This is a genomic window from Streptomyces sp. NPDC014801, assembly GCF_043082085.1.
Classification (GTDB): domain Bacteria; phylum Actinomycetota; class Actinomycetes; order Streptomycetales; family Streptomycetaceae; genus Streptomyces.
In genome coordinates this window covers 15,788-30,740 of the sequence record NZ_JBIBXG010000002.1, presented here as the reverse complement: position 1 = coordinate 30,740, position 14,953 = coordinate 15,788, and the positions used below count along the sequence as shown (strand labels likewise).

The following is a 14,953-nucleotide window of genomic DNA, read 5'->3' as shown; positions in this document are numbered from 1 at the left end:
GCAAGCGCAAAAACCGAACAACGGCAACGGGGAGAGATCGAGGACCGATGACTATCCGCAGATGGAGATCACGGGGCCTGAGCACCGTGATCGTGACCAGCCTCCTGGCACTGGGCGGGCCGGTACTGGCCGCCCGGGCCGCCGGAGGGCCGAACATCGCCCTGGGGGACACCGCGTCGGCGAGCAGCACCCACAGCGGGTACGGGGCGCCGAACATCACCGACGGCGACCAGGGCACGTACTGGGAGAGCGCCGGTGCGGACTTCCCGCAGTGGGTGCAGACCGATCTCGGCTCCACCGAGCGCGTCGACGAGGTCGTCCTGAAGCTGCCCGCGACCTGGGAGAGCCGCAACCAGACCCTCGCCGTGCAGGGCAGCGCCGACGGCACCAGCTTCAGCACCCTGAAGACCAGCGCCACCTACACCTTCAGCCCGGCCTCCGCGAACACCGTGACGGTCTCCTTCCCGGCCACCCAGACCCGGTTCGTCCGGATAGCCGTCACCGCCAACACCGGCTGGCAGGCGGCACAGTTGTCGGAGCTGGAGGTGCACGCCGCCACCGGGTCGTCGGCCAACCTCGCCGCGGGCCGCCCCCTGACGGCCAGCAGCACCACTCAGGCGTACGTCGCGGGCAACGCAGGCGACGGCAACCGGGCCACCTACTGGGAGAGCGCCGGCAACGCCTTCCCGCAGTGGCTCCAGGCCGACCTCGGCTCCTCCGTCCGCGTCGACCGCGTCGTGCTGCGGCTGCCCGCCGGCTGGGAGGCCCGCAGCCAGACGCTGAAGATCCAGGGCAGCACCGACGGCAGCGACTTCACCGACCTCACCGCCTCGCGCGCCTACGCCTTCGACCCCGCGAGCGGCAACACGGCCACGATCTCCTTCGACGCCACCACCACCCGCTACGTGCGCGTCCTGGTCACGGCCAACACCGTCCAGAGCGCCGCCCAGGTCTCCGAGCTGGAGATCTACGGCCCCACCGGCGGCGACACCCAGGCCCCCAGCGCCCCGGCGAACCTCGCCCTGACCGAGCCCGCCACCGGGCAGATCCGGCTGACCTGGAACGCCGCCACCGACAACGTGGGGGTGACGGGATACGACATCTACGCGGGCGGCTCGCTCCTGAGCAGCGTCGCCGGTGATGTCACCACCTTCACCGACACCCGGCCGGCGAGCGAGACCGTGACCTACTTCGTGCGCGCGCGGGACGCGGCCGGCAACCAGTCCGCCGACAGCAACACCGTCACCCGCAAGGGGGACACCGGCGACACCCAGGCCCCGACCGCGCCCGGCAGCCTCGCCTACACCGAGCCCGGCGACGGCAAGATCAAGCTGACCTGGACCGCCTCCTCGGACAACGTGGGCGTCGCGACGTACGAGATCTACGCCAACAACACCCTGCGGGCCACCGTCGCCGGTGACGTCACCACGTACACCGACACGCAGCCCGCCACCAGCACGGTGACCTACATGGTTCGGGCCAGGGACGCGGCCGGCAACCAGTCGCCGCCGAGCAACGGCGTCACCCGCAACGGCAGCGGCGGGAGCGGCTCCGACCTGGCCGTCGGCAAGCCGATCAGCGCCTCGTCCGTGGTGTACACCTACGTCGCGGAGAACGCCAACGACAACAACGTCGGCACGTACTGGGAGGGTGCGGGCGGCAGCTACCCGAACACCCTCACCGTCAAGCTCGGCGCCAACGCCGACCTCGACCACCTCGTGCTCAAGCTCAACCCGGACCCCGCCTGGTCCAAGCGCACGCAGACCATCGAGGTCCTCGGGCGTGAGCAGAGCGCCACGGGCTTCACCTCGCTGGTCGCGGCCAGGAGCTACACCTTCGACCCGGCCGGCGGCAACACCGTCACCGTGCCCGTCTCGGCGCGCGTGGCCGACGTCCAGCTGAAGTTCACCGCCAACTCCGGCGCCGCCGCCGGACAGCTCGCCGAGTTCCAGGTGATCGGTGTCCCGGCCCCCAACCCGGACCTGGAGATCACCGGGCTGACCGTCTCACCGGCCGCGCCGGTGGAGTCCGACCCGATCACCGTCTCCGCCACCGTGCGCAACAGCGGACCGGTCGACGCCCCCGCGAGCACCGTGGCCCTACGGCTGGGCGGCACCAAGGTCGCCACCGCGCAGGCCGGCCCGCTGGCGGCCGGCGCGCAGACCACTGTCACCGCCTCCCTCGGGCAGCGCGAGGCCGGCACCTACCAGCTCAGCGCCGTGGCCGACGAGCCGGGCGCGGTGATCGAGCAGAACGAGTCCAACAACACCTACACGAGCCCCAGCCCGCTGGTGGTCAAGCCGGTCGAGAGCGCCGACCTCGTCGCGTCCTCCGTCACCACCTCGCCGTCCAGCCCGGCGGCCGGCGACACCGTCACCTTCAAGGTGGCCCTGAAGAACCAGGGCAACAAGGCGAGCGCCGCGGGCAGCCACGGCGTCACCCTGACGCTGACCGACGCGCAGGGCACCGCGGTCAAGACGCTCAGCGGCGCCTACACCGGCACGCTGGCCGCCGGGGCCTCGGCCGACGTGCAGCTCGGTCCGTGGACCGCGGCCAACGGCTCGTACACCGTCAAGACGGTGATCGCCGACGACGCCGAGGAACTGCCGGTCAAGCGGCGGAACAACACCTCCAGCCGGCCGCTGTTCGTCGGACGCGGCGCCCACATGCCGTACGACATGTACGAGGCGGAGGACGGCACGGTCGGCGGCGGAGCCACCGTCGTGGGCCCCAACCGGACCATCGGGGACATCGCCGGCGAGGCCTCCGGGCGCAAGGCCGTCAGCCTCGACGCGACCGGCGAGTACGTCGAGTTCACCACCCGCGCGGCGACCAACACGCTGGTGACCCGCTTCTCCATCCCGGACGCGCCGGGCGGCGGCGGCATCGACTCGACGATCGACGTCTACGTCGACGGCGTCTTCAAGAAGGCCCTCCCGCTGACCTCCAAGTACGCCTGGCTGTACGGCGCGGAGGCCTCGCCCGGCAACTCGCCGAGCGCCGGCGCCCCGCGGCACATCTACGACGAGGCGCACCTGCTCCTCGGGGAGACCGTGCCCAAGGGGAGCAAGATCCGGCTGCAGAAGGACGCCGCGAACACGTCGACGTACGCGATCGACTTCGTGAACCTGGAGCAGGCCACCCCGGTCGCCAACCCGGACCCGGCCGCGTACGTGGTGCCCACCGGCTTCACGCACCAGGCGGTGCAGGACGCGCTCGACAAGGTCCGCATGGACACCACGGGCAAGCTCGTCGGCGTCTACCTGCCGCCCGGCGACTACGAGACGTCGAGCAAGTTCCAGGTGTACGGCAAGGCCGTGCAAGTGGTCGGAGCCGGCCCATGGTTCACCCGGTTCCACGCGCCGGCCTCGCAGGAGAACACGGACATCGGCTTCCGCGCGGAAGCCTCGGCGAAGGGGTCGGTGTTCAAGGGGTTCGCCTACTTCGGCAACTACACCTCGCGCATCGACGGACCGGGCAAGGTGTTCGACTTCTCCAATGTCTCCGACATCGTCATCGACGACATCTGGAACGAGCACATGGTGTGCCTGTACTGGGGCGCCAACACCGACCGGATGACCATCAGGAACTCCCGCATCCGGGACCTGTTCGCCGACGGCGTCAACATGACGAACGGCTCCACCGACAACCTGGTCACCAACAACGACGCGCGCGCCACCGGGGACGACAGCTTCGCGCTGTTCTCGGCGATCGACGCGGGCGGCGCGGACGAGAAGAACAACGTCTACGAGAACCTCACCACCACCCTGACCTGGCGTGCCGCGGGCGTGGCCGTGTACGGCGGCTACAACAACACCTTCCGCAACATCCATATCGCGGACACGCTGACCTACTCCGGGATCACCATCTCCTCGCTGGACTTCGGGTATCCGATGAACGGCTTCGGGACCGATCCGACGACCTTCGAGAACATCTCCGTCGTGCGGGCCGGCGGCCACTTCTGGGGCCAGCAGACCTTCCCGGGCATCTGGTTGTTCTCCGCCTCGAAGGTCTTCCAGGGGATCAGGGTGAACCACGTCGACATCGTCGATCCCACCTACAGCGGGATCATGTTCCAGACGCAGTACCTGAACGGCCAACCGGTCAATCCCATCAAGGACACCGTCTTCACCGACATCTCGATCACGGGCGCGCGCAAGAGCGGTGACGCCTTCGACGCCAAGTCGGGCTTCGGCCTGTGGGCCAACGAGATGCCCGAGCCGAACCAGGGCCCGGCGGTCGGCGAAGTGACCTTCAACGGCCTGCGGATGAGCGGCAACGCCGTCGACATACGCAACACCACCTCCACCTTCAAGATCAACGTCAACCCGTGACGGCCGGCGCCCGCGAGGCGCCGCGGCAGAACGGAGAGGGCCGGTGCGAGCTCGCTGCGGGCTTGCACCGGCCTGTCCGCGTGCTGCCGTGAGAGGACTCCCGGCGGAAGCCTGTCTTCCCACTTCTGTCGAGGATTTACGAAATCTGCGCGAGATATTGCGCGCACTTGTCGACGGTGATTGAGTGTGCGACGCCCCACCACGCCCCACCACGCATCGGCGACGGGGCCACCTCACCGTTCCTGCCCGAAGGGGACCACTCATGAGAACAGCCCCGCTCCGCCGTACCCGCCGCACCGGCGCGGTCGTCCTCGTCTCCGCCCTCACGCTCACCGCTCTCGCCGCCTGCGGCACGAGCAGCAGCGACAACGGCAGCGGCAACCCCGGCAGCGGGTCCTCCGACCCGGCCGCGCCGCTGGACCCGAAGACCAAGGTGACGATCACCATCGACTGCATGCCCCCGGCGGCCAAGGCGGCCGAGCTGAAGGAGTGGAAGGAGGACGTCGCCGCGTTCCACAAGATCTACCCGAACGTCACGATCGAGGGCCGCTCCACCCCCGGACAGTGCCTGGAGCCGCCGCGGTTCACCGCGATGCTCAAGGCCAAGTCGCAGCCGGACGTGTTCTACACCTACTTCACCGACCTGCCGCAGGTGCTCGACAACGACGGCGCCGAGGACATCACCGCCTACGTCAACGACAAGACCGTCCCCGCGCTGAAGGACATCGACCCGAACGTCCTCGGCTCCCTCAAGCACGACGGCAAGCTCTACGGCCTGCCCACCAGCAACTACACCATGGGCCTGCTCATCAACCGCAAGCTGTTCCGGCAGGCCGGCCTCGACCCCGACAGCCCGCCGCGCACCTGGGACGAGGTCCGTGCCGCCGCCAAGAAGATCGCCGCGCTCGGCAACGGCATCGCCGGCTACGGCGACTACAGCGCGGCCAACACCGGCGGCTGGCACTTCACGGCCGAGATCTACAGCCTCGGCGGCGACATCGTGGACACCAGCGGCAAGAAGGCCGCGTTCAACAACGACATCGGCAAGCAGGTCGCCCGCACCCTCCACGCCATGCGCTGGGAGGACGACTCCATGGGCAAGACGCAGCTGCTGAAGTGGGGCGACCTGCAGAAGCAGATCGCCACCGACAAGCTCGGCATGTTCCTCGCCGCACCCGACGACATCGCCTACATGGTCCAGCAACTCGGCGCCACGTACGAGAACTTCGGCATGGGCCCGATCCCCGGCGGCAAGAACACGCTCGCCGGAGGCAACAACTACATGATCAAGAAGGGCATCTCCGCCGACAAGATCAAGGCCGCGATCGCCTGGCTGAACTTCAAGAACCTCACCGTCGGCAAGGGCCAGTTCGACTGGGCCCGCACCAAGGCCGACCAGCTCCCCGTCGGCGTACCGCAGCCCAACTTCTGGCTGGGCGAGTCGAAGAAGAAGGACGACGCCGCCCGGGCCGCCAACGCCACCATGCCGGTCGCCAACTTCAAGGCCTTCATGGACAACCCGGTGCCCGGCAAGGCCGAGCCGCCGAAGGCCCAGGAGATCTACAAGGTCCTCGACAACGTGATGTCCGGCATCCTCACGAACAAGGACGCCGACGTCGACAAGCTGCTGTCCACGGCCGAGGCCCAGGTCAACCAGGTCCTGGCCACCCAGTGACCGCCCCGGCGGGGGAGGGCCCCGCACCCGCCCCCGCCCGGCGCGCCGCCCCCCCCACCGGGCCACGCCACCGGCGGCCTTCCCCCGGTCCCCTCCGGGACCGTCACGCCAGACCAGCACGCACCGAGGAGCGACGATGTCGGCCCCCAGCCTGACCCCGAGCAAGGCGCGTCCCGCCCGCCGCCACGCCCCGCCCCGCCCGGCGGGCCCCCCGTCCCGCCGCGACCGGTTCACCAAGAGCCTGCGCCGCAACCTGACCGCGCACGGCTTCCTCGTCGGCGCCGTGCTGTGCTTCGCGGTCTTCTCCTGGTACCCGATGGTCCGGGAGTTCGTCCTCGCCTTCCAGAAGACCGAGTCGGGCCACACCAGCTGGGTGGGCCTGGACAACCTCACCACCGTCTTCCACGATCCGGCGTTCTGGCAGGCATGGCGCAACACCGCCCTGTTCACGGTGCTGGCGCTGCTGCTCGGCTTCGCGGTCCCCTTCGTCGTCGCGATCGTCATCAACGAGTTCCACCACGGCCAGGCCTACCTCCGGCTCCTGGTGTACCTCCCGGTGATGCTGCCCCCGGTCGCCTCGGTGCTCCTCTTCAAGTACCTCTACGACCCCGGATACGGCCTGCTCAACGAGATGCTGCGGTTCCTGCACCTGCCCGAGCAGCAGTGGCTGCAGGACGCCGACCTGTCCATGCTGTCCGTCGTGATCGCCGCGACCTGGATGAACATGGGCGGCGCCGCGCTCATCTACCTCGCCGCCCTCCAGGGCATCCCCGGCGAGCTGTACGAGGCGGCCGAACTCGACGGCGCCGGCCTGCTGCGCAAGATCTGGCACGTCACCATCCCGCAGACCCGGCTGATCCTGTCGCTGATGCTGCTCATGCAGATCATCGCCACCATGCAGGTCTTCGTCGAGCCGTTCCTGCTCACCGGCGGCGCCGGCCCCGAGGGCTCGACCACCACGGTCGTCTACCTCATCTACCAGTACGCCTTCAACTTCAACAACTACGGCGCCGCGGCGGCGCTCGGCCTGCTCCTGCTCGTCCTGCTCGCCGGGTTCTCGGGAGCGTACGCCAGGCTCAGCCGCGCCGACGACGAGTGACCCGGGGGAGACCGGCATGTCCACACGCACACTCATCTCACCGGCACAACTCGCCCGTCGCCGCGGGAAAATCGTCTACTGGACGGTCTTCGCCGTCGTCGTCACCGGGTTCACCCTCGTCTTCCTGGGCCCGCTGTACTGGATGATCTCCAGCGGCTTCAAGGACAGCCAGGAGGTGATCCAGACGCCCCCGACCTGGGTGCCGAAGTCCTTCACCCCGGACAACTACTCCCACGCCTGGGAGGTCATGGACCTCTCCACCCTGCTGCTCAACACGCTCTACTACGCCTTCGGCGCCCTGGCCTTCCAGCTCGTCCTGGACGTCGCGGCCGCCTACTCGCTGTCCAAGCTCCGGCCGGTGTTCGGCAAGGCGATCCTCGGCATGATGCTCGCCACGCTGATGATCCCGGCGACCGTGCTCGTCGTCCCCCAGTACCTGACCGTCCTCGACGTTCCGGTGGTGCAGCGCAACCTGCTGAACACCCCGTGGGCGATCTGGCTGCCCTCCGTCACCAACGCGTTCAACATCTTCCTGCTCAAGCGGTTCTTCGACTCCATCCCCAAGGAACTCCTCGACGCCGCGGCCATGGACGGCGCCTCGCCGACGCGCGTGCTGTGGTCGATCGTGCTGCCGATCTCCCGGCCCGTCCTCGGCGTGGTGTCGATCTTCGCGATCGTCGGCATCTGGAAGGACTTCCTCTGGCCGATGCTCACGCTGCCCGACCCCGCCAAGCAGACCCTCAACGTCGGGATCTACTCGCTGTCCAACGGCGTCCCCGTGAACGTCCTCATCGCGGCGCTCACCATCGCCTCGGTCCCCACGCTGCTGCTCTTCCTGGTCTTCCAGCGCAACATCATGAGCGGACTGACCGCCGGCGGCCTCAAGGGCTGACACCCGCCACCGGCCCACCGCGCACGCCTCCCCGACCTTCGCCGCCGGCCCGTCCGACGCCCCGCAGCCTCCGGGCCGGCGGCGAAGCACCACCCCCTGCCCGAAAGGACCGTTTCACGTGGCAGCCCCTCACTCGCCCCGCACCGACGACTGGTGGCGAGACGCCGTCATCTACCAGATCTACCCGCGCAGTTTCGCCGACGGCGACGGTGACGGCACCGGGGACCTCGCCGGCGCCCGGGCCCGACTGTCCCACCTCGCCGACCTCGGCGTCGACGCCGTCTGGTTCACGCCCTGGTACGCCTCCCCGATGGTGGACGGCGGATACGACGTCGCCGACTACCGCGCCATCGACCCCGCCTTCGGCACCCTGGAGGAGGCCGAGAAACTCATCGCCCAGGCCGCCGAAATGGGCATCCGGGTGATCGTCGACATCGTCCCCAACCACGTCTCCGACCAGCACCCCTGGTTCCGGGCCGCCCTGGAGGCCGGGCCCGGCAGCCCCGAGCGGGAACTGTTCCACTTCCGGCCCGGCCGCGGCGAGGACGGCGAACTCCCGCCCAACGACTGGCCCTCCCAGTTCGCCGGCCCCACCTGGACCCGGGTGGCCGACGGCGAGTGGTACCTGCACCTGTTCACCCCCGAGCAGCCCGACCTCAACTGGGCCCACCCGGCCGTCCGCCGCGAGCACGAGGACATCCTGCGCTTCTGGTTCGAGCGCGGGGTCGCGGGCGTGCGCATCGACTCCGCCGCCCTGCTCGTGAAGGACCCGGCGCTCGCCGACTTCACCGAGGGCGTCGACCCGCACCCCTACATCGACCAGGACGGGCTGCACGACATCTACCGCTCCTGGCGGGCCGTCGCCGACGAGTACGGCGCCGTGTTCGTCGGCGAGGTCTGGCTCCCGGACGCCGAACGCTTCGCCCGCTACCTGCGCCCCGACGAACTGCACACCGCCTTCAACTTCACCTTCCTCACCTGCCCCTGGGACGCGGACCGGCTGCGCCGCGCGATCGACGACACCCTCGCCGAGCACGCCCCGGTCGGCGCGCCCGCCACCTGGGTGCTGTGCAACCACGACGTGACCCGCACCGTCACCCGCTACGGCCGCGCGGACACCGCCTTCGACTTCGCCACCAAGGCCTTCGGCACCCCCACCGACCTCGTCCTCGGCACCCGCCGCGCCCGCGCCGCCGCCCTGCTGACCCTGGCCCTGCCCGGCTCCGTCTACCTCTACCAGGGCGAGGAGCTGGGCCTGCCCGAGGCCGACGTGCCCCTCGACCGCATCCAGGACCCCATGCACTTCCGCTCCGGGGGCACCGATCCCGGCCGCGACGGCTGCCGCGTCCCGCTGCCCTGGGAGGCCGACGCGCCCCACGCCGGCTTCGGCTCGCACGGCGAGCCCTGGCTGCCGCAGCCGGAGGGCTGGGCCGCGTACGCCGTCGACCGGCAGAGCGGGGACCCGGCGTCGATGCTCACCCTCTACCGGGAGGCCCTGGCGCTGCGCCGCGCCGAGGACGGCTTCGGCGACGGCCCGCTGACCTGGCTCCCCGCACCGGACGGCGTCCTGGCCTTCGCCCGCCCGGCCGGACTGCTCTGCATGGTCAACCTGTCCGCGGCCCCGGTCGGGCTTCCGCCCCACGCCCGTGTCCTGCTGACCAGCGGCCCGCTCACCGGGGACGGCAGGCTGCCCCAGGACACGGCGGTGTGGCTCCGCACGACGGCATGACCCGTCACCCCGCAGCGGGTGCAGGCCCAGGTCGGCCGGGCCGGGGCTGCCGCGCGGCAGGTAGGCGATCCGCGCGACGGCCGCGCCCGGTCGCTGCGCCGACGCGGTGACGGCACGGGCGCGGCGGGCGGTACGGGGCGTACCGCGCGGGGGGCGTACCGCACGGCGAGCGGTACGGCGCGGATCTGCCGTGAGGGAGGGCGGACGGTGGCGATCGGACCGGGGGAGGCAGCTGGGGTTCACGCTCGACGAGATGTCTGCGCTGCTGGGGGTCGCCCGCCCTCGTCGTGATCACCCGGTGCCGTCGCTCGTCCCCTCGCCGGCGTCTTCCTCGCGCATGCGCCGCAGGCGGTCGTTGTGCCAGGCCACGGCGCGGTGGATGTCCGGCTCGTCCAGGCCGGTGCGGCGGCCGAGTTCCTCCAGTGTGCACACCGGCGCGCCGTCCCGGAGCACGCGCTCGATCTTCGCCGCCCACAGCTCCTCCTCGACGAAGGGGCGCAGCCGGTACTCGTCCCGCACCGACTCGTAGTGCGCCGCACAGCACGCGGTGATCCGCCGCATCCCGTCGAACCAGGGGCGCAGCGGCTGCGCGCAGGAGGAGTCCGCGACGTAGCCGGTCACCGCGTCCGCCTCCGGGAAGGCCGTGCCGCACCGGTCGCACAGCTCCAGCGGCACGGGCGTCGCCGCCCCGCGGAGGTGCTTGCGGCGTTTCCACATCATCCACATGGGTGCGCTCCAAGGGCGGTAGGGGCCGGGTGGCGGTCGGGCCGGCCGGGTCCGTCATCCGGCGGCGTCGCGCGGGCCGTCGTCCGGCGGGCCCGCGCCGTGGGCGGGGGCGTCCTCCTCGTCGGCGTTCCGGGCCGGGAAGGGCCGGCCGTGGAACGCGACGGTGACCTTCTGGAAGCCCTTGAAGCTCTCGGCCATCGCGTACGACCGGTAGGCCCGGCGGTCGGCGTGGCTGAGGCGGACGTTGTCGGTGAACGGGGTGAGCAGGCTGCGCGGCCACAGCCGTCTGCCGTGCACCGAGGCGATCTCCACCGTCAGCACGAACACCAGCGCCGCGAGGTACAGCCAGGCCAGCAGTCCCAGCACGATCGCGAACATGCCGTACGTCGCCCCGGCGCCGCTCAGGTAGTGCCGCACATAGTAGGTGCCGCCCCACTGCAGTCCCTGCCACGCGAGCGCACCGCCGAGCGCGGGCCCCCACAACGGCCGGGTGCGGACCTGGGCGCGGGTGAGGATCCGCACGGTGAGCACCAGCAGGGCGGCGTTCAGCGCGATGACGGCGAGCGCGGCGGCCAGCCGCAGGCCGCTGCCGAGCCGCAGCCCGAACACCTCCTCCGAGGAGGCCGTCGTCAGCAGCGCGCTGGTCAGAATCAGCCCGGCGGCCAGCAGGCCGATGAACATCAGACCGCGCACCCGCGCGAGCAGGGGGTTGGGGCGGGCGTGGCGGGGCACGGCCCAGATCTTGTTGAGCGCGTGCTGGACCGCCTGGGCCACGCCCAGGCCGCCGTAGAGACTGCCCGCCACGCCGGCGGCCACGGCCACCGAGTTGCCGTGCAGCGAGTGGATGTTCTCCTTCAGCTGGTCGCCCAGCACGGGGAACTTGCGCACGGCCGAGTTCAGGACCTGCTGCTGCAGTTCCGGGTCGTTCTGCAGCAGTGCCCCGAGCGCGGACACCAGGAGCAGCAGCAGGGGGAAGAGGGACAGGAACCCGTAGTAGGCGATCAGGGCGGCCAGGTACAGCCCCTGGTCGTCGGCGAACTTGTACACCACCGCCAGCGGCATGCCCACCCAGTGGTGCCGCCGCTGGAACCCGTCGAGACGGCTCAGCGTCTCCATGGCGTCTCCCGCGTTGCCGGGCCCGGCCGCATCGCCGGATACCTGTCCGGGTACCACCCGGCGGCCCCTGATATCCGGCGTGGACGACGGGGCCGCGCCCGGGCGGGCCGTGCGCGGGAGCAGGTAACCGCGCGGTCGCCCGGCCAAACGCGGGGCCGCCGGGCGGCCTCCGTCCGGGCCAGGCGTGACGACGGGACGCCGGGGCCCGCCGCCCGGGCCCCGGCAGGTCTGCGCCACCGGCCTCATGGAGACCATCGTGGCCTCCGCCGGCCGTCGCCGTCCTCGCTTCGCCCGGTCGCGCGCCGGCCCGAGCGGGCGGGATGAGCGTCGGCCGGGAGGATCCACCCTGCCGGGGCGAGCCTCGGACCAGCGGGAACGGCCCTGCCGGGGCGAGCCCGGACCGGCGGGAACGGCCCTGCAGAGGGGAGGCCCCTGCCGATGGGAACCGCGCTGCCGGGGGAGGACGCCCCGACCGGCAGGAACCGCCCCGGACCGGCAGGAACCGCCCCGCCGGGAGGAGCCCCGGACCGGAAGGAGCCCCGGACCGGAAGGAGCCCCGGACCGGGAGGAGCCCCGGACCGGCAGGAACCGCCCCGGACCGGGAGGAGCCCCGGACCGGGTGAGCCGGCCCCGCGGGCGGCACCGTTTACCTGCTGCCCGGCCTGGCTACCCATGTCGCGTCCACCGGTTCCGCACCGCCAGTTCCGGGAGATCTCCATGGCTCTGTACTGCGACGACCCGAAGAAGATCGGCGCCGCCCGGGACGGGACGCCGGCCGGCGGCCGCCCGGTGGCGCCGGGCGCCCGCCGGAAACCGGCCGAGGCGGTCGAGCACCTGCCGGGACGGCCTTGATGACCGGCGTCACTGGCACCGCCCTGGAGGACTGCCGCATCGACGCGGTCGACGTGCACGCCTTCGAGGTCCCCACCGACGGGCCCGACGGCACCGAGCAGGACGGCACCCTCGACTGGCACTCCACCACCATGGTCCTGGTCCGGGTGCACGCCGGGGGCCGCAGCGGGCTCGGCTACACCTACGGGGACGTGTCGGTCGCCGCCTTCACCGAGTCCCAGCTCGCGCCGCTGCTCGCCGGGCAGAAGGTCACCTCACCGCCGGCACTGTGGCAGCGCATGCAGCACCAGATCCGCAACGCGGGCCGCCCCGGTGTCGGCGCCATGGCCGTCTCCGCGGTGGACGTGGCCCTGTGGGACCTCAAGGCGCGGCTGCTGGACCTCCCGCTCGTGCACCTCCTCCCGGCCCACCACGACCGGGTGCCCGTGTACGGCAGCGGCGGGTTCACCAACTACTCCCTGGACCGCCTCACCGACCAGCTGTCCGGCTGGGTGGAGCAGGGCATCCCGCGGGTCAAGCTGAAGACCTCCCGCGACCCCGACCGCGATCCGCAGCGCCTGACGGCCGTCCGCAAGGCCGTCGGCGACGAGACGGAGATCTTCACCGACGCCAACGGGGCCCTCGGCCGCAAACAGGCCCGGTACTGGGCCCACCGCTTCCACGAGGAGTGGGACGTGCGGTGGTTCGAGGAACCCGTCAGCTCCGCCGACCTGGAGGGCCTGCGCGCGCTCGTCGCCCACGGCCCCGCCCGGTTGGAGATCGCCGCGGGCGAATACGCCTACACCACGCAGGACTTCGTCAACCTCGTCGAGGGCCCGGCCGTGGACTGCCTGCAGGCCGACGTCACCCGCTGCGGCGGCATCACCGGCGTACTGGAGGCGGCCGGTCTGGCGGCGGCCCACCACCTGGACCTGTCGGCGCACTGCGCGCCGGCCGTCTCGGCACACGCGTTCTGCGCGGTGCGGCGGCTGCGGCACCTGGAGTACTTCCACGACCACGTACGCGTGGAGCACTTGCTGTTCGACGGCACGCTCAGGCCCGACGGAGGCGCCCTGCCTCCCGACACCTCCCGGCCCGGCCTCGGCCTGGAGGTCAAGTGGGCGGACGCCGAACGACACCGCGTGTACGGAACCCGCACCGCCTGAGAGGGACGGGTGAGGAGAGGCCCGGCGCGCGGCGGGGCTCACCCCTTCGGCCATGCGAGCACGGCACGCGGGGCGCGCGGAGCCCAGGATGGGCGGTGACCGCGTGTCCGCGTTCTTCGGACGAGGGAGAGGCATGACCGAGATCGACCCCGGTGAGGCCACGAGCACGGCGCCCGCAGCACACCGTGAACCCTCCGGCGACGTCGACCTGCGGCGCGTGGGCCTGCACCCGGACTTCTGGTACCCGGTCGCGCTGTCCCGCCGTGTCCGCACGGGCCGGGTGCGCGCCACGACGTTCGCAGGTCAACGGATCGCGGTCTACCGCGGTGCGAGCGGCGCCGTGCACGCCGTGGAGGACCGCTGCGCCCACCGGCAGGTGCCGCTGAGCATGGGCGTGGTGGAGGGCGACACCCTGCGCTGCTGCTACCACGCGTGGGCCTACCGCGGCGACGGCCGCATCTCGCAGATCCCCTACCTGGCCAAGGGCGACGGACGGCCGCCCCGCGGCGTGCGCGGCTACCCCGTGCGCGAGGCGTACGGCCTGGTCTTCGTCTTCCCCGGGGACCCCGCGAAGGCGGCGGCCACCCCGCTGCCCCATCTGCCGGCCTTCCACTCGCCGGCGTACCGGACCATGACGTTCTCCAGGACCGTGCGCTGCCACTACTCCTTCCTGCACGAGAACCTGCTCGACATGAACCACCAGTTCCTGCACCGGGGCGTCGTCGGCCGGCTCCGCCCCGAGCTGCTGGACCGCCGCACCACGGCGGACTCGGTGGAGGCCCGGTATCTGTTCACCCACGCCGGCGGCAAGCGCAACCGCGGCGCGAACCTGCTGGCCGGCGAGGGGATCGGCGGCAGCGACTCCAGCGACGTCATGACGATCCGCACCGCCTACCCGTACCAGACGCTCGACCTGGTGCCGCAGGACGCCCGGCAGCCCGCGTTCCGCCTGTGGGCCGCCTACGTGCCCGAGGACGCCGAGCAGCGCACCTGCCACGCCTACGGGCTGCTGATGATCGCCCGGCCCCGGATCCCCGGGGCGCTGGGGCTCGCCTGGCCGTTCATCAGGCGCTTCACCGAGCGCGTGTTCGCCGAGGACCGCATGGCCGTCGAGGCGGAGCAGCGGGCCTGGGACGAACAGGGCGAGGACCGCAACCACGAGATCTTCCCGCTGATCCTGGACCTGCGTGCCGTCCTGCGCGCGAACGGCGTCCCGCTCGGCCCCCGGGCCGCCGTGTGCGCCGGCGGCGCGCGGTGCGGCCAGGACCTGCCCTCGGACGGCCGTCCCGGCGGCCCGGCCGCGCCCTGCCCCACGGCGCGCTGACCCGCCCGAGCGCACGCCGGGTGAAGCGTCCCCGCGAACTGCCCTTGCCACGCCGGTGTGT

The 14,953-nt window shown here is 71.7% G+C and carries 10 protein-coding genes; 8 read left to right on the top strand and 2 right to left on the bottom strand.

What is annotated here, in order from left to right:
* Positions 1 to 47: 47 nt before the first annotated feature.
* From ACF1AL_RS03635 to ACF1AL_RS03615, 5 genes are all read left to right on the top strand, one after another.
* The gene (locus ACF1AL_RS03635; RefSeq protein ID WP_391825454.1) at positions 48 to 4,334 is read left to right on the top strand and encodes a discoidin domain-containing protein; all 4,287 of its coding nucleotides are present in this window, start codon (positions 48 to 50) and stop codon (positions 4,332 to 4,334) included.
* A 262-nt stretch (positions 4,335 to 4,596) separates the two neighbouring features.
* The gene (locus ACF1AL_RS03630) at positions 4,597 to 6,009 is read left to right on the top strand and encodes an extracellular solute-binding protein (protein WP_391825453.1); all 1,413 of its coding nucleotides are present in this window, start codon (positions 4,597 to 4,599) and stop codon (positions 6,007 to 6,009) included.
* Between the two features lie 136 nt (positions 6,010 to 6,145).
* Complete coding sequence (locus ACF1AL_RS03625) at positions 6,146 to 7,108, top strand: carbohydrate ABC transporter permease (RefSeq protein ID WP_391706641.1); 963 nt, start codon at positions 6,146 to 6,148, stop codon at positions 7,106 to 7,108.
* 16 nt (positions 7,109 to 7,124) lie between these two features.
* Positions 7,125 to 8,000: a carbohydrate ABC transporter permease gene (locus ACF1AL_RS03620; RefSeq protein WP_366841926.1), complete on the top strand. Its 876-nt coding sequence runs from the start codon at positions 7,125 to 7,127 to the stop codon at positions 7,998 to 8,000.
* Between the two features lie 118 nt (positions 8,001 to 8,118).
* Positions 8,119 to 9,729 (top strand): glycoside hydrolase family 13 protein, encoded by a 1,611-nt coding sequence (locus ACF1AL_RS03615; RefSeq protein ID WP_391825452.1) that lies wholly within the window; start codon positions 8,119 to 8,121, stop codon positions 9,727 to 9,729.
* 291 nt (positions 9,730 to 10,020) lie between these two features.
* On the opposite strand, the gene ACF1AL_RS03610 is transcribed toward ACF1AL_RS03615, so the two are convergent.
* Positions 10,021 to 10,455: a hypothetical protein gene (locus tag ACF1AL_RS03610; RefSeq protein ID WP_366841924.1), complete on the bottom strand. Its 435-nt coding sequence runs from the start codon at positions 10,453 to 10,455 to the stop codon at positions 10,021 to 10,023.
* Positions 10,456 to 10,509: 54 nt separating this feature from the next.
* Entirely contained in the window at positions 10,510 to 11,571 is a 1,062-nt protein-coding gene (locus tag ACF1AL_RS03605; protein WP_391825451.1) for a YihY/virulence factor BrkB family protein, read from the bottom strand.
* Between the two features lie 717 nt (positions 11,572 to 12,288).
* Here ACF1AL_RS03605 and ACF1AL_RS03600 point away from each other — a divergent pair.
* From ACF1AL_RS03600 to ACF1AL_RS03590, 3 genes are all read left to right on the top strand, one after another.
* A complete protein-coding gene (locus ACF1AL_RS03600) occupies positions 12,289 to 12,423 on the top strand; it encodes a hypothetical protein (protein ID WP_391825450.1) in 135 nt (44 codons plus the stop codon).
* Positions 12,423 to 13,568 carry an enolase C-terminal domain-like protein gene (locus tag ACF1AL_RS03595; RefSeq protein ID WP_391825449.1) on the top strand — a complete coding sequence of 382 codons (1,146 nt, stop codon included), beginning with the start codon at positions 12,423 to 12,425 and terminating at the stop codon, positions 13,566 to 13,568. Before ACF1AL_RS03600 ends, ACF1AL_RS03595 begins: the two co-directional genes overlap by 1 nt.
* 133 nt (positions 13,569 to 13,701) lie before the next feature.
* Positions 13,702 to 14,892: a Rieske 2Fe-2S domain-containing protein gene (locus tag ACF1AL_RS03590; RefSeq protein WP_391825448.1), complete on the top strand. Its 1,191-nt coding sequence runs from the start codon at positions 13,702 to 13,704 to the stop codon at positions 14,890 to 14,892.
* Positions 14,893 to 14,953 lie beyond the last annotated feature (61 nt).